Genomic DNA, 17,167 nt, shown 5'->3' with positions numbered 1-17,167 from the left:
CGCCCGGTGGACCACGCCCGCTCTGCCGTTGTACGGCAACGACCACGAGCGGTCCGACTTCGCTCCCTGACCCACGCCGGCTGGTGCCCGTGGGTCCTTGTGGTTCCTTCCATCGCATCGGGAGCGATGTCTCATGTCCTCATCCGGTATCCGGGTGGTCCTGCGTGCCCCGCAGGTGCTCTGGGTCCTGCTCGCCGCCCAGGTGGGCCGGCTGCCGTCGGCCTCCGGGCCGCTCGCCCTCCTGTTGTTCGCGCGGGAGTCGTTCAGCCTGGCCGCGGCCGGGTTGCTCGTCGCCGCGTACACCGCAGGGGTGGCGGTGGGTACGCCGCTGCTCGCCCGCGCGGTGGACCGCTGGCGTCAGCCACCGGTGCTGTGCCTCGCGGCGGTGCTGTCCGGCGCCGGCTTCGTCTTCGTGGCCACCGGCGCCTTCGGCGTGACAGGTGCGGCCGTCGGCGCCGTGGTCGCCGGGCTCGGCGCGCCCCCGTTGGAGGCGTGCCTTCGGTCGCTGTGGCCGGATCTGCTGCCCCCGGCGGCGGTGCCGGCCGCGTACGCGTTGGATGTCGCCGTACAGGAAGTGATCTTCGTGGTGGGCCCGCTCACGACGCTGCTCGCGGTGGCGCTCGGCGGGCCGGTCGCCGGGTTGGTGGTGGCCGCGCTGCTGCAGCTCGCCGGCACCGCCGCGTTCGTCCGCGCGCCCGCCGTGCGGGCCTGGCGGGGAGTGCCGGCGGCACGGCACTGGGCCGGACCGCTGCGGGTGCCCCGGTTCACGGCCCTGCTGGTGGGGGTGGCCGGCACGGGGATGGCGGTCGGCGGCATCGCGGTGGCGATCACCGCGTACGCGGAGGAGGCCGGTGACCGGCGCCTGGCCGGCTGGTTGCTCGCCGCGCAGGCAACCGGCGCCCTGGTCGGCGGCCTGCTCTACACCCGGGCCGCGCCGGCGGGAGCATGGCGGCTGCCGCTGCTCACCGCCGGGTTGACCCTCGGCTTCGTGCCGCTGCTGCTGACACCGCGCCCCACCCTGATGGCGGTGTTGCTGGCGGTCAGCGGTCTGGCCCTACCGCCGGCGCTGACCGCCATCTTCCTTCTGGTGGATCAGCTCGCGGCGCCGGGCACCGTGGCCGAGGCGTTCGCCTGGGTCGCCACCGCGTTCACCATCGGCAGCGCCGCCGGCTCGGCGGTCACCGGTCTGGTGGTGGCGAACGGCGTCCGCCACGGCCTGGCCCTCGCCCCCGTCGCCGCGCTGGTCAGCACCATCATCATGGTGGCCGTCGCCCGAAAGACGACACGCCCGGGTGCCGCCGCGGACCCGCACGACTCCCGTCTCACCCACCAGCGTTGAGGGGTCACGCTGACTCCGACGCTGGTGCAGCCGTCGGTCGGTGGTCAGACTTCGCGTCGCCAGCTCCCTGCGTCGGGATTCCGTCCCGCACGCGGGGCGGTCATCCGCGCTCGTGGACAACCGGTGCTGGCCGCGCACGTGCGGCGGGCGACGGGCGGCGGGCGGCGGGCGGCGGGCGGCGGGCGGCGAGCGACGGTGGCCCGGATGTCACCACCGCCGGCCACCGTCACCTCCAACCAGCGTGGAGACGATCGTGCTCACAGGTCCAGAGGGACCCCGGCCGCCGTGCACGCGGCGTTGACCTGGGTGCCGGCCTTCATGAAGGCCGGGTTGTCGGCAGCGGACGCCGGGTCGGCGGCAGCCGCCGCCTTGGCCACCTCGGCGCCGAACGGCCGGAGGGCTGCGGCCACCTTGCCGTCTCCGCCGGCCGTGGCCAACGTGCCCAACTCCGTCGACAACTCCGTCAGGACCTTCTTGAAGTCCGCCGCCGACGGCTCACCAGCCATGGCGACCTTCACCAGCTCGCCCTTCATCCGGTCGCTGGCCGTCTTCAACGACGTGCAGAGTTGCTTGTCGCTCGCGGCGCCCGTCGCGGCCGACGACGCCGGTGCGGCGGTTGGGGAGGCCGCCGCCGAGGTCGCGGCGGCGGACGGGCTGGCGGACGGCGTCGATCCGGCGGTCGTCGCCTTGTCCCCGTCACCGCAGGCGGTCAGCGCGGTGGCAGCGGCGAGGATCAACACAGCGGAAGCAATTCGAGAGTGATTCACGGACGCGGACACTAATCGACGGGTAAGACACGTTCAATTCGCACAGACCGATGTCGCCCCTGAGGCCGGGACGGACACCACCGTCGCGGCACGACCTACGCGCGGGCGGGTGCCTGCCGTCGGCGACGCCGCTTGAGCAGCTCGCGGATGACGACTCGGAGCGCGCCAAGAGCGAGCGCCGCCCCGCCGGCCGCCGGCAGAAACTCCAGGCCCCTTCGGCTCACCCACAGCCGGCCCTCCAGCGGGGCGCCCGGCGGATAGATGACCTTGACGGTGTCTCCCCTGCGGTCGAGGGAGCCGCTGGGCGTGACCTTGAAACTGGTGGCGGCCTGCCGTCCGTCGGCGACTGTGTACTGGAACTCGTACCACGTCCCCTTACGCTTCTCGTGCCGGGCCGACGGATGGGAGCCGGTCAGCGTGCCCGTCGTGGTCACTTCCCGCGGGGAGCCACGGTCGTCCCAGATGAAGGTGACGCCGATGCCGGTCGCCAGGATTCCGACGATGACCACCGTCAGTGCGGCCCGGAGCGTCGAAACGCCTGAGGTGTCCCCGCGGAAGTCAGACATGGCCGAGAGGATAGCCACGGGCCACAAACGACTTGTGGTCGGCGCGACACCTGGGCCGCCGCGAAATTCGGTGGTCACGAGGCTGCGCATGGTCTAGCGTGGCCCGCCGTGCCCTCCAACGAACAGATAATCGGACAGGCCCTGGACCGGATCGAGGCAGGGTACGTCTTTCCCGCGCAGGTCGCGGGCATCGACGCCGCGATCCGGCGTCGTCTCGCGGCAGGCGAGTACGACGACCTGGACGGGCCGGCGCTCTGCGCGACGGTGACCGCGCACCTTCAGCAGGCGTGCCCGGACAAGCACCTTCGGCTGCTGTGGTCAGACCAGCCGCAGTCACTGGATCCAGCGGACGCGGACGGAGGACGAGCCGCGTTCCTCGCGCTGCTCAGGGCGGAGAACCAGGGCATCCGCCGGGTCGAGCACCTGGACGGCAACGTCGGGTTCGTCGACGTACGGCGCATCGCGTACGCCGACGAGGGCGCCGCCGCGATCGGCGCGGCCATGCACCTGGTCGCCCTCAGCTCCGCGCTCGTCCTCGACCTGCGCGCCTGCTCCGGCGGAACGCCCGAGGGCGCCGCGATGTGGTGCAGCTACTTCTTCCGCGACGACCAGGTGCACCTCAACGACTTCTACGAGCGGTCCACAGGCGCCACCCGCCAGTTCTGGACGATCCCGCACCTTCCCGCGCCGCGCTACGCGGACCGACCGGTCTACGTGCTCACCAGCGCGATGACGTTCTCCGGCGGCGAGGACGTGGCGTACACCCTGCAGGCGCACGGCCGGGCCGTCGTCGTCGGTGAGACGACACGTGGCGGCGCGCATCCGACGGCCCGGCACCCGGTCACCGCACACATCCTCGTGACCGTGCCGACCGCCCGGACCATCAACAGCGTCACCGGCACCAACTGGGAGGGCGTCGGAGTGCTCCCCGACGTGCCCGTCCCGGCAGACCAGGCGCTCGACACGGCGCTCAAGGCAATTAGGGACGCGTAGCCGCGGCGGCCGTCTCGAAGCGCGGGGCCCACGGGGGTGGCGTGTCCTCGGAGCCGGCGACAGGCGACTACCCGACGTCGACGGTGGCGCGCTGCCGAACGGCGGAGCGCTGCCGCCGGACGGCGCGCAGGCCCACGTGGGCGACCGCGCCGGAGGCCAGGTACAGAAGGGCCTGCACGTTGAGCACGAGGACGACGCTGAGCACGTCGCCGAGCAGGCCGGCGGCCGCCATGCCCAGCCCCTGCGAGGCGTTGAAGATCGCGTAGTAGACGCCGAAGGCACGGCCCAGCTCGGCGTCGGGCACGCTCTGCTGGATCTGCGCGAAAGCTCCGCTCGCGTACGCGATCCCCGGCGCGCCGACCAGGATGAACAACCCGATGTACCACTCGGGTTGACGGGTGAGCGCCGGTCCGTTCCAGATGACCAGGCTGATCAGGGCGAAGGTGGTCGCCCCGAGACTCATCAGCAGGCGAGGGCTGAGCCGAGCCCCCAGCATGCCGACGATCAGCCCGCCCGCCACGCCGCCGATCGCCTGGACGCCGCGCAGCACACCGGTGAGCGTGCCGTCGGCGTGCAGAGCGCGGCTGACGAAGACCACGAAGAGCACCACGAACAGGCCCTGCGCGATGCCGCCCAACGCCACACTCACGATCGTCACCCGCACGGTCCGGTTGCGCAGCACCGCCGTGAGGCCGTGTCGCCAGGCGGCGAGGAACGACGACGTACGGTCCGGGGTCGTCGGCTGCGCGGTCGCGTGGTGGGCTGCCCGGCGGCCGGCGGCGATCAGGGCCGCCGTGATCGCGAAGGCCAGGACGGCGCCGACAGCCAGATAGCGGGTGCCGTCACGGGTGATCGCGAACCCGCCCAGCGAGCCTCCGATGAGCCGTCCCACGCTGGTGTTGAGCGCCACCACGCTGTTGGCGCGTACGAGCTGCGCGGGATCGACGAGGCGTGGCAGCGCGGCGTTGCGAGCGGAGTCGAACGTCTGCGTCAGCACCGCCTGGGCACCGGCGACCAGCGAGATGATCCACAGGTGGTGGTCGGGTCGACCGAGGAGCGGGATCACCACCGCGGCCTGCAGCACGGCGACGCAGCTCATGAGCCAGAACCTGTCGAGGCGATCGGCGAGAGCACCGGCGAACGATCCCAGCGTGATGCCGCACAGCAGCTCGACGAGGAAGACGGCGGAGGTGGTGAGCGCCGAGCCGGTCACCCCGAACACGTAGATCGGCAGCCCGGTGAGCAGCAACCAGCTCGCCACGCTGGAGAAGAGCCCGGCAGCCCAGATCAGGCCGAACCCGGGGCGTCTCAGGAGCGTCCACATCTCAGGTGAACTCCGGCGTGGGGTACGCCTGCAGGTGGAGGCTGACCGGCCGGGCATCGCTCGGGGGTGCGCTCCGCAACGGGCGCAGGTACGGCCGGATGACGGCGTCCAGGGTCAGCGTGAGGTGCCGCAGCTCCTCCGGGGTGAGCGAGAGCGTGTAGCTGTGGAAGGTGGCGCTCTCCCGCCACGTGTCGGCAAGCTTGTGCCGCTGTTGCTGGTAGCGCTGCAACGACCGGAACACCTCGTCGAACCCCAGGGCGGTCAGCGCGTCGGTGATCTGCTGCCCCTCGGCGTCGTCGGGATCCGGAAGGAATTCGAAACCGGTGGCGGCGGCGCGCCACGGCCGGTCACGCCGGTTGGCCCCCTCGGCGTCGGCCCGCTCGATGAGGCCGTGCCGGGCCAGTTGGCGCAGGTGGTAGCTGCAGTTCGCGCCGGTGTCGTCCAGGGCCTCGGCGCACTGCGCGGCGGTTCTCGGGCCGGCGGCCAGCAGGTAGCGCAGCAGCCGCAGGCGTAACGGGTGCGCGAGTGCGCGCAGGGTGGTCGCGTCCTGGACGCGTACCCGGCGTTCTGGCTCGTTCCGCTCCATCGACACCCCTTGCGAAAGACTTCTCTCGGTTATACGCCCCCCAGGCCTGTTCTCGCAAGAAGTCTTTCGCATCGAGCCGGCGGGCGACGCCCTGGGACATGGGGTGACACCGTGCGGTTGGAGCAGGTCACCGGCTGGGCTGCGGTGGTCGAGTTCGCGGCGGCCGCCGACGTGCCGGACCGAGGTGGTGGCGGGCAGCGCCAGGAGCAGCACCGCAACTCAGGGGAGCCGACGACTCACGCTGGCGCGGGCGGACACTCCAGGACCGCGATCGAGTTTCCGGCCATCAGTCCCAGGTGCGGGTGCCCGGCGAAGATCCGAACCGCCTCGTCGTGCGAGTCCGCTTCCACGACTGTGTAGGCGATCAGGGCATCGGTGAAGTCCTCGACACCCTGTGCCGTGACCAGCTTCTTCGCGTTCAGGGGAGCACCGGGGTCGACGATGGCCTTCTCGTTGGCCTGCGCCCATGCCGCCCACGCGTGGAGAAACTCGGTCTGCTGCTGTTCGGTGAGGTCGGCCTTGTCGGCCTCGTCGGCCGCGCCGTTGAAGAGCGCAAGGAACCTGCCCATCCCGGCATCGTACCGGCGATCTGTCGTGGTGCGCCTCCACCGCGAACCTGCCACTCACCGCCATCCCTCGGTGCGGTTTAAGAAAATTAAGATCAAACTCTTGGAAGTTGAAGATTCTTGAGTTACAAATTCAGGTATGACAGATCAGGCGATGGACTGGCAGGACCTCACGAGCCTGACGCGGGGGCAGCCGTTCGTCGTCGAGCGCGTGCGCCTGACGAGCAACGGCGTCGCGATCGAGGGCGAGTTCGAGCCACCGCAACTGGCTCAGCTCACCGTCGATGACCAGGTCTTCGTCACGGCGTTCGTGCGCTGCCACGGCTCGATCAAGGAGATGGAACGCATCTTCGGGGTGAGCTATCCGACGATCAAGTCACGACTCAACCGGATCACGCAGATGCTCGACTTCGTCGAGACCGACCCGGCGCCCTCGCGGGCCGAGATCATTGACAGGTTGCGCCGCGGTGAGATCACCGCACAGCAGGCGTTGGCCGAGCTGGACGGCCGGACGTGATGCCGCAGGTGGTGACCGTCGCGGTCAACCGCTCCGACCGCCGGCCCATCCGCGTCTGGGTTCCGGTGCTCCCCGTGGTGCTCGGGCTCTTCCCGGTCGTGGCCCTGGTCGCGCTGGCGGCGATCGTGGCCTGCGTCGTGTTCCGCATCGGCGTGGTACGGGCACTCCGCGCCGCCTGGCGTGTCATCTCCGCGCTGCCCGGCGCCCGCTTCGACATCGAGCAGGGTCGCACGGCCGTGCTCGTGGCCATCCGATAGGAGAGGTTCGCATGACCGAACAACGCAAGGACATCCTCGACCTGCTGGCCGCCGGCACGATCACCGCCGAGGAGGCGGAGCAGCTCATCGCCGCCCTCGAACGGGACCAGGCATCGACGACGGCGAGTCACGACGCCCGACCGAAGGGCAAGGTGAAGTACCTGCGGGTGCTTGTGGACGCCACCGACAACGGCGAGCCGTCGCGGGTCAACGTGCGGGTGCCGCTGCAACTGCTGCGCGCTGGCGTACGACTGGCGGCGCTCGTCCCGCCACAGGCACTGGTCAAGGCAAATGCCTCACTCAGCGACTCAGGGGTGCCGATCGACCTGACGCAGCTCAAGCCCGAGCAGTTGGAGGCACTCGTGGAGCACCTCGACGAGGTGACCGTGGAGGTGGATTCACCCGACGCCACCGTGCGGGTCTTCTGCGAGTAGACACCGTCTGCTGGGACGGCCCCTGCAGACGATCCAGGGGACACGAAACCGCATCCACGGCACCTATCATCTCGAGATGATCGAGCCTGCGCTGTCGTTCGGTGAACATCTGCGTACGTTGCGCCGGGCGGCGGGTCTCACCCTGGAGCAACTCGCCGAGACGTCCGGGGTCAGCGCTCGCGCGATCAGCGACATGGAGCGTGGGCACAGCCGTACTCCGCAGGCCAGGACACTCGCCGCACTGGCCGACGGCCTGGGCCTGGACGACGAGGGCCGAGCCGGGTTGGTAGCGGTCGTCAAGGCAGCCCGCTCGCCGAGTGCCGCCGGGCGGCCACGGCTGTGCGAGTTGCCGCGGGGGGTCGGTGACTTCGTGGGCCGCGAAGCCGAGCTGGCCATCGCCCGTACCACCGCCGGGCAGGCTGCCAGCGGCGACGGTCCGCCGCCGGTGCTTGTGGTGCACGGACCGCCCGGGCTGGGTAAGACCGCCTTCGCGGTACGGGTGGCCGAGGAGTTGCGCGGCAGCTTTCCGGGCGGCTCGATGTTCCTGGACCTGCGGGGCACGGACGCCGTACCGCTGCCTGTCGGTGAGGCCCTTCATCGGCTGCTGCGTGCGCTGCACATCAGTCCCAGCCAGATCGCACACACCGACGACGAGCGGTCGGCACAGCTACGGGCGGTGCTGCGGGACCGGCCCTGCCTCCTGGTCCTCGACAACGTCGGATCGGAGACGCAGGCACGGATGTTGTTCCCGTCCGGGGGACGATGCCTGGTCGTCGTGACGAGCCGCCGGACACTCGGCGGCCTGGAGGGCGTCGTGCGGGTCGGGCTGCCGCCGTTGGCCGTGGCCGAGTCGGCCAGCCTGTTGGCGGCGATCGCCACGCAGGCCGCGGACCCGGCCGCCGTCGCACAGGTCGAGCTGGTGTCGGGGCTGTGCGGCCATATGCCGCTGGCGCTGCGGATCGCGGGCACCCGCCTCGCCGCGCGCCCACGATGGACCGTCGACAATCTGGTTGACCGCCTCGTCGACGCGGACCGCCGGCTCGCAGCCCTGACCGCCGGTGACACCGGGGTGGCGGCCGCGTTCGCGCTGTCGCATGCCCAGTTGTCAGGCCCCGCGGCCTTGCTGTTTCGTCGGCTCGCCCACGTGCCGGGCGTCGACTTCGCGGCCCCGTTGGCGGCCGTGCTGACCGAGACCGGAGTGTTCGAGGCCGAAGAGCGCCTCGAAGAGCTTGTCGAGTTGGGTCTGCTGCAAGCCGAGGGCGTCGACAGGTATCGGTTCCATGACCTGATCCGCCTCTACGCCGGCGAACGGCTGTCGGCCGAGGAACCCCTGACCACCCGCACGGAGACCGCCCGGCGGATGACCGACTGGTTGCTGGAGACCACGATCGTCGCCGGCCGCTGGTACGAACCCGCGTACGGTGCGCTGCCCGATGACTGGGACGGCCTGGTGCCGTTGGCCACCCTGGAGGAGGCCGGTGCCTGGCTGCGGGCGGAGACGGACAACTGGCTCGCCGCCTACCGTGTCGCGGCCGAGGACGGCCGGCATGAGCTGGTCGTCAGTGTCGCCGAGGCCATCCACTGGTACTCCGACTCAAGCGTCCTGTGGCGCGGGTGGTACGAGGTGTATGGGTTGGCGCGCACGGCTGCGGCCACGCTGCCCGACCGGCGCAGGCACATCGCCCAGATGAACAACTTTGCCTGGGCAGCGATCTACGGCGCTGGCCGCACCGAGGAAGGCGCCGAGGTGGCGATGGAGGCCTCCCGGATGGCCGAGGCGATCGGTGACCTGGAGGGCCAGGGCTGGGCACTGCAGTTCGCCGCGGCGGCCTGGCGGCGTTTGGGCCGGCTGGACGAGTCGGTGTGGGCCCTTCGCCAGTCCCGTGACCTGGCCGACCGGGCCGGTGACCACGACGGGTACATACAGGTCTTCCAGGGCATCGGATTCGCGCTGATCATCATGGGCCGTCCCGACGAGGCCATCGACGAGCTTCAGCAGGCGCTCGTCGAGATGGACCGTCGCCCGGTATCGGCCCAGGCGGCCCTTGGCGCCCGCGCCGGTGCCCTGAGTGGCCTGGCCGAGGCGCACAACCTCAACGGCCACTGGGCGCAGGCGCTGGAGGTGGCCGAACGGGCGTTGCCGGTCGTGCTCGAACGGGGTGAGTCGATCATGCTGGGCGACGTCTACTTCGAAATGGGCAGAGCCCGAGCCGAGCTGGGATTCGTCGCCGAGGCCCGTGCCGACCTCACTCGCGCCCTCCACCTGCTCGACGGCACCGGCCGCCGCGATTCCCAACAGGCCATGGCCCGGGAGATCCTGGCCAGGCTGGGCACCTGAGGCGCGCTGGTCACGGAATGCTTCAGCCCTTGGTCTGGCTGCGACGGGCCCGCCGACGGGGCTTGTCGTCGCCGCCGGCGAGCCGGGTGAAGGTGAGCATGTTCGCCAGGGCCACGGCGATGATCGCGAGGCCGACCTGGATCGCGAGCACGACCCAGTCCCAGCGCAGCACCCACACCTTCACGTTGGCACCGTCGTCGATGTCGAGCGCCCTGGCGACCACCGTGCCCAACACCGCCGAGCCGACGCCGAGGACGAATGTGGCGAAGACGCCGATCCGCTGCCTCCCCGGCAGGATGAGCCGGCCCAGCAGGCCGACGAGGGCACCGATGAGCACCGCGCCGAGATAACCGCTTACCAGCATTGCCGTCTCCCCTCCAGCAGTGCCGACGTACATGCCCAAATCTCACGTTCCCGGAAACCCCACCCTGGCGGTCACCCCCTCACGGGTCGTCCGGAGCGGTACGGCGACACCGAGTGCCGCCGTACCGCCTCCTGACGGGCACCGTCCGGGACTGGCCGTCGCGGCAAGAGGCGGTGCGACCTCGTCGGTCAGCAGTTACGCAGGCAGCGCACGAAAAGGTGTTCGTGACCGTCGCCCGGGTCGACGCCCAGGTCCGTCGCCCTGGAGCTGAAGAGGATCCGGCTGCCGTTGGCGGAGGGGGTCGCGCTGATACTGTCGCCGTTGCCGGTCGCGCCTGCGGGGGTGGTGCTGACCGCGGTCGTCCGACCGGTGTTGAGGTCCCGCACGAAGACGTCGCTGCCGATGCCGTTGCCGTCGCGGGGAGCGAGGTCGGAGGCGGACGAGTAGAAGGACACGTAACGACCGCCGGCAGCCAGCCGACCGGAACTGGACATCACCGCCGATGCCACCGGCCTGACGCTGTTCGCGACGGTGCGCCGCGCTGACGAGCCGGGTGATCCCGGCGGTCGGCTTCGTGTTCGTCGCCGCCGCAGACCCGATCGTCAGTCGACGCCTTCGATGATGCGGAAGTCGCGCTCGACGCCGTCAGCAAGTACTGCCAGCGCCTCCTGGTACGCCGCACTCGCACGTGCGGCGACCGCCTGCTCGAAGCTGTCGAACTCGATCAGGATGGTGCGCTCGACGATTCCGGCCTCGTATGCGACGACCCGACCGTCGCGGGCGAGCACCCGCCCGCCCCCGGCCCGGACGGCCGCACCGGCCAGCTCGTTGTAGGCGGCTAGCTTCTCGGGGTCGGAAATGGTGCGGTAGGCGCTGACCCAGTAGCCCTTGGCCACCGTACCTCCTGTGTGTGTTCGGAATAGATGCTCAGATCCATGGCCGGCGCGCTGTGGGTCAGCGAGCCGACGGGGACGGCGTCGGACTGGTCCCGGGTGAGCGTCGGCGGCCGGCGAGGGCGAGGCTGACCATTGTCGTGATCGCCATCGCGGCGACGCCAACCAGCGCTGCGGTCGTGTAGGCGTCGTCGTTTGGGAAGAGGCGGCCCGTGGCGGTGCCGGCGGCCAGGACCAGACCGCCGACGGCGCTGCCCAGGGAGTACCCGACGCTGCGGACGACGTAGTTGAAGCTCATGGCACTCGACGTCTCGCTCCTGGGCGTGACTGCCAGGATGACGCCGGGCATGGCGGCCGAGAAGCTGCCGACGCCGAAGCCCAGCACGCCCATGGCCGCGAGCAGTTCGGCCAGGTTGGACCGGGCTGTGGCGAACAGGACGAACCCGCCGCCGACGATGGCGGCGCTGCCGGCCAGGAGCAGGGGGCCGTCGATCCGTTCGCGGACCCACGGCGTGAGCTTGCCGGCGACGAACCCCAGCACGGAGAACGGGATGAGGACCAGCCCCGCCACGAAGGTGGTCAGTCCGAAGCCGTACCCGGCGCTGTGCGGTGTCTGCGCGTAGCGGGTGATGAGCGTGAGCAGGAGGTACATGCCGCACCCGCCGACGAACATGGCGATGTTCGCCCCGGCGACCGCCGGGTGCCGCACCGCCCGGACGTCGACCAGGGGCGTCGTGGTGCGCAGTTCGGAAACGGTCCAGACAGAGAGCAGGAGTACGGCGGCGACGGCAAGGGTCACCGCCACGGCGATGTGCCCGCTCCACAGGCTCCTCTGGCCGGCTAGGAACAGGACGAGGAGCAGTCCACCCGCCAGGACGAGCGCACCGGCCACGTGCACGTGAGCGGAGCGACCCTCGGGAGCTGCGGGCATGGAGCGCCACGCGGTCACGAGGGCGATGGCGGTGACGAGCAGGCCGAGGCCGTAGGCAGCTCGCAGTCCGCCGAACTCGGCGAGCAGCGCGGCCAGCGGGTAGCCGACGCCGGCTCCGATGATGGAGACCACTGAGATCAGGGCGATGGTGGCCGCGCCGCGCTGCTCGGGCAGATGGTCACGGGCCACGCCCATCATCAGTGCCGTGAGACCGAGTCCGACGCCTTGGGCCGCTCGGCCCACGAGCAGCCAGGCGAACGGCAGCGGCAGCACGGTGAGCGCGCTCCCGACGACGACGATCGCCAGCGTGGCGAGAATCGTGGCCCGCCGGCGCGGACCGGCTCCGAGCCGGCCGAGGACGGGTGTGGCGACGGCGCCGCTGAGCAGGGCGATGGTCAGCGTCCACTGCGCGCTGTCGAGGGAGACGTGGAACGTGGTCGCCACGCTGGTGATGAGCGGCGTCCCGAGGCTGGCGACCGCCGCCACGACCAGGGCGATGAAGATCAGGGCGGGGATCAGCAGACGTGCCTCGGAACGTGTCAGGGCAGTGCTCGTGGGCTGGTCGTGAGCCTGCGCCGCGGTCACCGGCCCGACTCCTCTCGGGCGTGGCTTTCGAGCTCCGCCAGATGCAGCAGCGCCGGGAGGGCGGCTGACAAGGTCTCGACCTCGTCGCCGGTGAGTTCGTCGATCAACCGCGCGTACGCGTCGACGCCCGCCTGACGTCGCGTCCGGACGTACGACGTGCCGGCCTCGGTCAGGCAAACCAGCGTGACCCGCTTGTCGGACGGATCACCCTTCCGCTCGACCAGCCCGGATTCCTCCATCACCCGGACCAGGACGGTCATCGCGGGCTGGGTGACGCCCTCTGCCAGCGCCAGATCGGTGATCCGTCGCGGGCCGGTCTTGTCCAGGGTGGCCAAGGTAGCGGCGGACGTCAGGCTCATGTCGCGGGGAAGGCGTCTCACGGCCCTGGTGGCCAGACCGTAGAGGGCTGACCCGATGGCATCGGAAGCGCCGTGCGCGGCGTCTCGGCGACTCACCCGTGAAGCATAACAACTTTATATAAGTCCTCTATGCGTATCCCTTCAGGGTGCGGCGACACACTGCCACGATCGCCGGTCCCGGGCGGAGGCGCGTAACGCCTGGGCTACCGAGATGGTTGCCGTTGCCGCCAGGATCGGGGTCGCCGCCGGCAGCGGCCGTCGCCCGGTCGGCGGCCAGCGATGATCGATCCGGCCAAACCGGCGTCGTCCACAACGGCACCGACCCACAATGTGGAGTGCGGAGGCGGCATCCGCGGCCGCCGTGCGGAGCGCCCGGTTGTGGGTGGGGTCAAACACCACGGACCGGTACGGCAGACCCAGGAACCCCGAGGCGGGACGTTCCTCGCAGTCAGCTCAATCGGCCGTGGCCGCAGGTACCAACGGTCCGGCCACACCAGCCACTGACGCGATGCTCATCAGATGCTGATCGGTCTGCGGCAAGGTCGAGGGGAACACCTGCCGACGTCCGGCAGGTGCGCCGACCGGCGACCACTCACGAGGAGAACAGCACGTGGACCTGCAGCTCAGCGGCAAGACCGCATTCGTCAGCGGATCCAGTCAAGGCATCGGTTACGCAACCGCGAAGGCCCTGGCCGGCGAGGGAGTCAACGTGGTCCTCAACGGCCGCGACCCGGCAAAGCTGGCCGAGGCCGTCGACGTGTTGCGTCGGGAGGCGCCCGGCGTGTCCGTCACCGGCATCCAAGCCGACTTCGCGGTTGCCGACGACGTCGACAGGTTGTGCGACGAACTGCCCAGCGTCGACATTCTCGTCAACAACGTCGGCCTCTTCGAGCTCAAGCCCTTCGACCTCATTTCCGACGAGGAATGGCGGCGCTACTTCGAGGTGAACGTGCTCAGCGGGGTCCGGCTCGCGCGGCACCTGATGCCGGCAATGCTCGATCGGGGCTGGGGCCGGATCGTGTTCGTGAGCAGTGAGTCGGGCGTCAACATTCCCGCCGACATGATTCACTACGGCACGACCAAGACGGCGATGCTCGCAGTGGGCAACGGCCTGGCGAAGCTGACGAAGGGCACTGCGGTGACCGTCAACTCGGTGCTGGGCGGCCCCACCTATTCCACCGGCGTCGCCGAAACGGTCAGGTCGCTGGCCGATGCCCAGTCCCTTCTTGAGGACGACCTGAAAGCGGCGATCATCGGCGCCAACCAGACCTCGCTCCTGGGACGCTTCATCGAGCCGAGCGAGATCGCGAACACCGTGACCTTCCTCGCCAGTCCCGTAGCGTCCGCGATCAACGGATCGGCGGTACGCGTCGACGGAGGTGTGCTGACAACGATTCTGTGAGTCCGGGGGCGGTCAAGCAGGCCCCGGCCTGCGGTCCTGGCCGCCATTCCGGGCACCGGGGTCAGCACCGCCCATCCTGACGCCCCGGCGTGGCCACGCACCGTCGTCCTGGGCCGGAGCAGCCGGCCAGTCAGCGGGTGAGGCCGACGAGCGTCGCCAGTCGCGCCACGCCGGCCGGCGCCGGCTGCGCGCGGGCAACCTCGGCGATCACGGTACGTGCCAACGGCCGGCACCGAACCTCAGCCGGCGCGACACTGTCCGCGTCCACCAGGGCGCGGGCAGCCCCGCGCAGGTCACCCACCTGGAGGTACGCCCGCGCGACGTCAACGAGGTACGCGCCCCGATGCTCGACCGGCAACCGCCGCCACGCCTCCCGCCGCACCACCGTCGAATGCCCGTGCAGCGCCTCGCCCGCGTCACCCCGTTGCGCCGCCACCACCACCCGCGCCAGGTCGACAACGACCGGCCCGAAGCTGGTGCGGTGCGTGTCGTCGTACCCCCGAAGGTGTGCGGCAACGCCCGCGGCCCGGTCGGTCAGCTCCCCGGCGCGGTGGTGGTCGCCGCTGCCGGCGGCGGCAAGAGCAGCCTGCACCAACAACGTCCCACCCACAGCCCACTCCCCCACGCCCCTACCCTCACCGCGTTGATCATGAGGTTGACGGGCACTTTGATCTCCACGATGCCCGCCAACCTCATGATCACCGCGGCGGGATGGGAGTGGGAGGATGCGGTTTGCCGCACTGAGGGTTGCCGTTAGGGCGAGACGGTCGCGGTTCGACGCGCGGAGCGCTTGGGCCACCGCGATGGCTGCTGTTGCTGCCAGGATCTGGTTGTCTCCGGCGGTGGACATTGCTCGGTCGGCCGCTAGCCAGGCTAGTTCGGCCTCGTCGAGCTTGACCAGCAGCGACGACGTGATCCGGTACGCCGGCACCAGCAGCTCCGGGTTCTGCGCGCCCTGGACGGCGTCGAGCAGACCCGGCACCACCCGCACCAACTGTCCGTAGTGCGCGTGCTGATAGGACAACCAGGCGTACCCGATCTGCCGTCGCAGCTCCTCCGGCGTCTGCGCCGGGGCCTGCGGGATGTCGTAGCGGGCGAGCGCGGCGCGGATGTCGTCCACCCCGTCCGGCGTGCCCGCCGGGGTGCTCGGCTGCTGACCGAGCAGCACCTCCGGATCGACCCGCAGGACGTGGGCGAGTTCCTGGATCACCGAGTACCGGTCCAGGGCGCGCACGCCCCGCTCCACCTTGTCCACCCAGCTCTTCGACCTGCGCAACCGGTCGGCGAGCATCTGCTGCGTCATCGACCGCCGCACCCGCCAGCGGGCGACCCGGCGGCCGATCGGGAGGTCATCGCTGGTCACGCCGCCACCGCCGGTCCGGGACCGCGCGGGTCGTGTCGTCCACGGGTACGCGCTCCGCCTCGGCCTGGGCCAGGAGGCGCTGTTTGGCGGCCTCCTGCTCCGCCGCCTCACCCGTGTTGTCCGGAGCGTTGTCGTCCTGCCCGCTCAATCCCCGCCTCCTCCGTCATAGTTCCGGGAGGCTCGCCGCCCTCCCAGGCCGGGACGTGATCACGTCCCAAACCGGACACTAGGGCGGATCGGTGATCTGGCGATTACTGGCAGTTATACGGCCAGGCTGATGCCGATACGGCCGGCGAGCAGGCGCAGTTCGTCGGGGATGGCTCGGCGCTGGGCGCGCTGCGCCAGGGTCACCACGGCGTCGCGGGCGAGCGGGTTGATGGCGAACGGGATCGGCGCAGCCTGCTCGGCCCGGATGAATGCGGCGAGGGCCTCGGAGTCCCGCCGACCGCCGTCCGCCAGCGCTCGCCCGATGTCGAGCCAGTAGGACAGTTGACGATTCGATGCCTTGAGCACCTGTGGGCGGATCGTGCGGGACAGCTCGATTATCTTGCCGTACTCGCCCTGCTCAGCGGCGATGGACATCTTCCAGAGCCCCACATTGGTTGGCCCAAAGCAGCAGCCGTTGAAGCCACCACCGTCAGCCGGATCTCCCAAACTCTCTGCCTCCCGCGTGGCCTCAGCAAGGTGGTCGCGGGCCACGTCCGGACGAGCGTCCACGGTCGAGGCCAGCGCTGCCATCAGGTGAAGTTGACCAAGCATCTGCCGCACCCGGACATCGGAAGCGTCTCCCTGAAGCTCCGCCAGCGAGCGGGCACTGACTCTGGCCGCCAAGCGGGCGGACTCGATCGGCAGGCTCTGCGCGTAGATGAAGCGGGATGCACCGATCCACGCTCGATCTTCGACGTCCTCAGCAGCCGATACGGATATCCGGGAGGCGTTGAGGGCCAGGTGGCGATAGCCGAGGTGCCGAAGGCAGGTGGAGGCGAGGTAAGCGACCTGAGCGAGCGCGGTGCCGCCCACGGCAGCGGCTTCGAGCAGCAGGCTCGGAAGCATGCGGGCCATGGCCGGGTAGTTACACGAATTGCGAAGCTGATCGGCGCGGGCGATCTCGGCCGCCAGTTGATCCGCCGTGTAGGTCGACGGACGGCGCTCGCCGTCCTCGATCTCGATCAGGGCCGACCAGACCGCCGGGACACACTCGGCGGCGCTCTCGCGGGCCGGATCGCCGGACTCGGTGCCCTGGCCGAGCAGGTCGGCCACCGTGACTTGGAGTGCGGCAGCGAGAGCGACCAGGGTGGAGCGGCGGTCGATGGTCTTACGGCCGGACTCGACCTGCGACACGTAGGACTGAGTGACGCCAGCGAGCCCAGCGAGGACGGCCTGGGTCATCCCGCCCCGGCGCATCCGCCAGTACCGGATCCTGGCACCGATGGTGTCCGGCTTCGCCACCATGCCCACTCCCGGTTAGAAGACCGAATTGGCATTGAACCCGCTACCCCCGCCCGGTTGGACGCTACACCCGCAGAGCACCGCTTCGGTGACGCTGAGTGCCATGGCGTGCCTCTGCCCTCAGCCATCCTCGG

Annotated in this window: 20 protein-coding genes; 7 read left to right on the top strand and 13 right to left on the bottom strand. The window is 70.5% G+C overall.

Annotated features, from left to right (window positions below):
- Window positions 1-133 precede the first annotated feature (133 nt).
- Complete coding sequence (locus tag ACGFH8_RS29090) at window positions 134-1,339, top strand: MFS transporter (protein ID WP_393373260.1); 1,206 nt, start codon at window positions 134-136, stop codon at window positions 1,337-1,339.
- 257 nt (window positions 1,340-1,596) lie between these two features.
- Here ACGFH8_RS29090 and ACGFH8_RS29085 read toward each other — a convergent pair whose 3' ends face one another.
- Together ACGFH8_RS29085 and ACGFH8_RS29080 are read right to left on the bottom strand one after the other, a co-directional pair.
- Window positions 1,597-2,106 carry a hypothetical protein gene (locus tag ACGFH8_RS29085; RefSeq protein ID WP_393373257.1) on the bottom strand — a complete coding sequence of 170 codons (510 nt, stop codon included), beginning with the start codon at window positions 2,104-2,106 and terminating at the stop codon, window positions 1,597-1,599.
- Between the two features lie 95 nt (window positions 2,107-2,201).
- A complete protein-coding gene (locus ACGFH8_RS29080) occupies window positions 2,202-2,672 on the bottom strand; it encodes a DUF3592 domain-containing protein (RefSeq protein ID WP_393373255.1) in 471 nt (156 codons plus the stop codon).
- A 108-nt stretch (window positions 2,673-2,780) separates the two neighbouring features.
- Here ACGFH8_RS29080 and ACGFH8_RS29075 point away from each other — a divergent pair, with 108 nt between their 5' ends.
- On the top strand, window positions 2,781-3,665 hold the full coding sequence (locus ACGFH8_RS29075; RefSeq protein ID WP_393373252.1) for a S41 family peptidase: 885 nt from the start codon (window positions 2,781-2,783) through the stop codon (window positions 3,663-3,665).
- 67 nt (window positions 3,666-3,732) lie between these two features.
- On the opposite strand, the gene ACGFH8_RS29070 is transcribed toward ACGFH8_RS29075, so the two are convergent.
- The 3 genes from ACGFH8_RS29070 to ACGFH8_RS29060 all read right to left on the bottom strand — a co-directional run bounded on the left by ACGFH8_RS29070 (window position 3,733) and on the right by ACGFH8_RS29060 (window position 6,144).
- Window positions 3,733-4,989 carry an MFS transporter gene (locus tag ACGFH8_RS29070; protein ID WP_393373249.1) on the bottom strand — a complete coding sequence of 419 codons (1,257 nt, stop codon included), beginning with the start codon at window positions 4,987-4,989 and terminating at the stop codon, window positions 3,733-3,735.
- Between the two features lies 1 nt (window position 4,990).
- The gene (locus ACGFH8_RS29065; protein ID WP_393373246.1) at window positions 4,991-5,575 is read right to left on the bottom strand and encodes a winged helix-turn-helix domain-containing protein; all 585 of its coding nucleotides are present in this window, start codon (window positions 5,573-5,575) and stop codon (window positions 4,991-4,993) included.
- Window positions 5,576-5,811: 236 nt separating this feature from the next.
- Window positions 5,812-6,144, bottom strand: coding sequence for a hypothetical protein (locus tag ACGFH8_RS29060; protein WP_393373243.1), 333 nt, complete (start codon window positions 6,142-6,144; stop codon window positions 5,812-5,814).
- A 136-nt stretch (window positions 6,145-6,280) separates the two neighbouring features.
- On the opposite strand from ACGFH8_RS29060, the gene ACGFH8_RS29055 reads away from it, so the two are divergent.
- The 4 genes from ACGFH8_RS29055 (at window position 6,281) to ACGFH8_RS29040 (ending at window position 9,687) form a co-directional block, all read left to right on the top strand.
- Window positions 6,281-6,658: a DUF2089 domain-containing protein gene (locus ACGFH8_RS29055; RefSeq protein ID WP_393373240.1), complete on the top strand. Its 378-nt coding sequence runs from the start codon at window positions 6,281-6,283 to the stop codon at window positions 6,656-6,658.
- Window positions 6,658-6,915: a hypothetical protein gene (locus tag ACGFH8_RS29050; RefSeq protein ID WP_393373238.1), complete on the top strand. Its 258-nt coding sequence runs from the start codon at window positions 6,658-6,660 to the stop codon at window positions 6,913-6,915. Before ACGFH8_RS29055 ends, ACGFH8_RS29050 begins: the two co-directional genes overlap by 1 nt.
- Window positions 6,916-6,926: 11 nt before the next feature.
- Window positions 6,927-7,349 (top strand): hypothetical protein, encoded by a 423-nt coding sequence (locus ACGFH8_RS29045; protein ID WP_393373235.1) that lies wholly within the window; start codon window positions 6,927-6,929, stop codon window positions 7,347-7,349.
- Window positions 7,350-7,425: 76 nt separating this feature from the next.
- Window positions 7,426-9,687 (top strand): ATP-binding protein, encoded by a 2,262-nt coding sequence (locus tag ACGFH8_RS29040; protein ID WP_393373232.1) that lies wholly within the window; start codon window positions 7,426-7,428, stop codon window positions 9,685-9,687.
- A 22-nt stretch (window positions 9,688-9,709) separates the two neighbouring features.
- On the opposite strand, the gene ACGFH8_RS29035 is transcribed toward ACGFH8_RS29040, so the two are convergent.
- The 5 genes from ACGFH8_RS29035 to ACGFH8_RS29015 form a co-directional block, all read right to left on the bottom strand.
- Complete coding sequence (locus tag ACGFH8_RS29035) at window positions 9,710-10,051, bottom strand: GlsB/YeaQ/YmgE family stress response membrane protein (protein WP_393373229.1); 342 nt, start codon at window positions 10,049-10,051, stop codon at window positions 9,710-9,712.
- A gap of 188 nt (window positions 10,052-10,239) precedes the next feature.
- Window positions 10,240-10,560: a hypothetical protein gene (locus tag ACGFH8_RS29030; RefSeq protein ID WP_393373227.1), complete on the bottom strand. Its 321-nt coding sequence runs from the start codon at window positions 10,558-10,560 to the stop codon at window positions 10,240-10,242.
- 93 nt (window positions 10,561-10,653) lie between these two features.
- Window positions 10,654-10,947: a DUF1330 domain-containing protein gene (locus tag ACGFH8_RS29025; RefSeq protein WP_393373225.1), complete on the bottom strand. Its 294-nt coding sequence runs from the start codon at window positions 10,945-10,947 to the stop codon at window positions 10,654-10,656.
- 58 nt (window positions 10,948-11,005) lie between these two features.
- Entirely contained in the window at window positions 11,006-12,460 is a 1,455-nt protein-coding gene (locus tag ACGFH8_RS29020; protein WP_393373223.1) for an MFS transporter, read from the bottom strand.
- A complete protein-coding gene (locus tag ACGFH8_RS29015; RefSeq protein WP_393373220.1) occupies window positions 12,457-12,915 on the bottom strand; it encodes a MarR family winged helix-turn-helix transcriptional regulator in 459 nt (152 codons plus the stop codon). The genes ACGFH8_RS29020 and ACGFH8_RS29015 overlap by 4 nt, the downstream gene beginning before the upstream one ends.
- 514 nt (window positions 12,916-13,429) lie before the next feature.
- Here ACGFH8_RS29015 and ACGFH8_RS29010 point away from each other — a divergent pair.
- Window positions 13,430-14,221 (top strand): SDR family NAD(P)-dependent oxidoreductase, encoded by a 792-nt coding sequence (locus tag ACGFH8_RS29010; RefSeq protein ID WP_393373217.1) that lies wholly within the window; start codon window positions 13,430-13,432, stop codon window positions 14,219-14,221.
- Window positions 14,222-14,351: 130 nt separating this feature from the next.
- Here ACGFH8_RS29010 and ACGFH8_RS29005 read toward each other — a convergent pair whose 3' ends face one another.
- From ACGFH8_RS29005 to ACGFH8_RS28995, 3 genes are all read right to left on the bottom strand, one after another.
- Window positions 14,352-15,584, bottom strand: coding sequence for a helix-turn-helix domain-containing protein (locus ACGFH8_RS29005; protein WP_393373214.1), 1,233 nt, complete (start codon window positions 15,582-15,584; stop codon window positions 14,352-14,354).
- Window positions 15,571-15,732 carry a hypothetical protein gene (locus tag ACGFH8_RS29000; RefSeq protein WP_393373211.1) on the bottom strand — a complete coding sequence of 54 codons (162 nt, stop codon included), beginning with the start codon at window positions 15,730-15,732 and terminating at the stop codon, window positions 15,571-15,573. The genes ACGFH8_RS29005 and ACGFH8_RS29000 overlap by 14 nt, the downstream gene beginning before the upstream one ends.
- A gap of 113 nt (window positions 15,733-15,845) precedes the next feature.
- A complete protein-coding gene (locus ACGFH8_RS28995; RefSeq protein ID WP_393373208.1) occupies window positions 15,846-17,036 on the bottom strand; it encodes a helix-turn-helix domain-containing protein in 1,191 nt (396 codons plus the stop codon).
- Window positions 17,037-17,167: the final 131 nt, after the last annotated feature.

The organism is Micromonospora sp. NPDC049175, assembly GCF_043197345.1.
In the GTDB taxonomy this organism is placed as follows: domain Bacteria; phylum Actinomycetota; class Actinomycetes; order Mycobacteriales; family Micromonosporaceae; genus Micromonospora.
The sequence above is the reverse complement of the archived record's forward strand: the minus strand, read 5'-3'. Positions and strand labels throughout refer to the sequence as shown.

What these genes read in the sequence shown, in the direction of transcription:
- ACGFH8_RS29090 (WP_393373260.1), top strand. Translation starts at nt 134, where the DNA reads ATGTCCTCATCCGGTATCCGGGTGGTCCTGCGTGCCCCGCAGGTGCTC.
- ACGFH8_RS29080 (WP_393373255.1), bottom strand. Translation starts at nt 2,672, where the DNA reads ATGTCTGACTTCCGCGGGGACACCTCAGGCGTTTCGACGCTCCGGGCC.
- ACGFH8_RS29070 (WP_393373249.1), bottom strand. Translation starts at nt 4,989, where the DNA reads ATGTGGACGCTCCTGAGACGCCCCGGGTTCGGCCTGATCTGGGCTGCC.
- ACGFH8_RS29065 (WP_393373246.1), bottom strand. Translation starts at nt 5,575, where the DNA reads ATGGAGCGGAACGAGCCAGAACGCCGGGTACGCGTCCAGGACGCGACC.
- ACGFH8_RS29060 (WP_393373243.1), bottom strand. Translation starts at nt 6,144, where the DNA reads ATGGGCAGGTTCCTTGCGCTCTTCAACGGCGCGGCCGACGAGGCCGAC.
- ACGFH8_RS29055 (WP_393373240.1), top strand. Translation starts at nt 6,281, where the DNA reads ATGACAGATCAGGCGATGGACTGGCAGGACCTCACGAGCCTGACGCGG.
- ACGFH8_RS29050 (WP_393373238.1), top strand. Translation starts at nt 6,658, where the DNA reads ATGCCGCAGGTGGTGACCGTCGCGGTCAACCGCTCCGACCGCCGGCCC.
- ACGFH8_RS29045 (WP_393373235.1), top strand. Translation starts at nt 6,927, where the DNA reads ATGACCGAACAACGCAAGGACATCCTCGACCTGCTGGCCGCCGGCACG.
- ACGFH8_RS29040 (WP_393373232.1), top strand. Translation starts at nt 7,426, where the DNA reads ATGATCGAGCCTGCGCTGTCGTTCGGTGAACATCTGCGTACGTTGCGC.
- ACGFH8_RS29035 (WP_393373229.1), bottom strand. Translation starts at nt 10,051, where the DNA reads ATGCTGGTAAGCGGTTATCTCGGCGCGGTGCTCATCGGTGCCCTCGTC.
- ACGFH8_RS28995 (WP_393373208.1), bottom strand. Translation starts at nt 17,036, where the DNA reads ATGGTGGCGAAGCCGGACACCATCGGTGCCAGGATCCGGTACTGGCGG.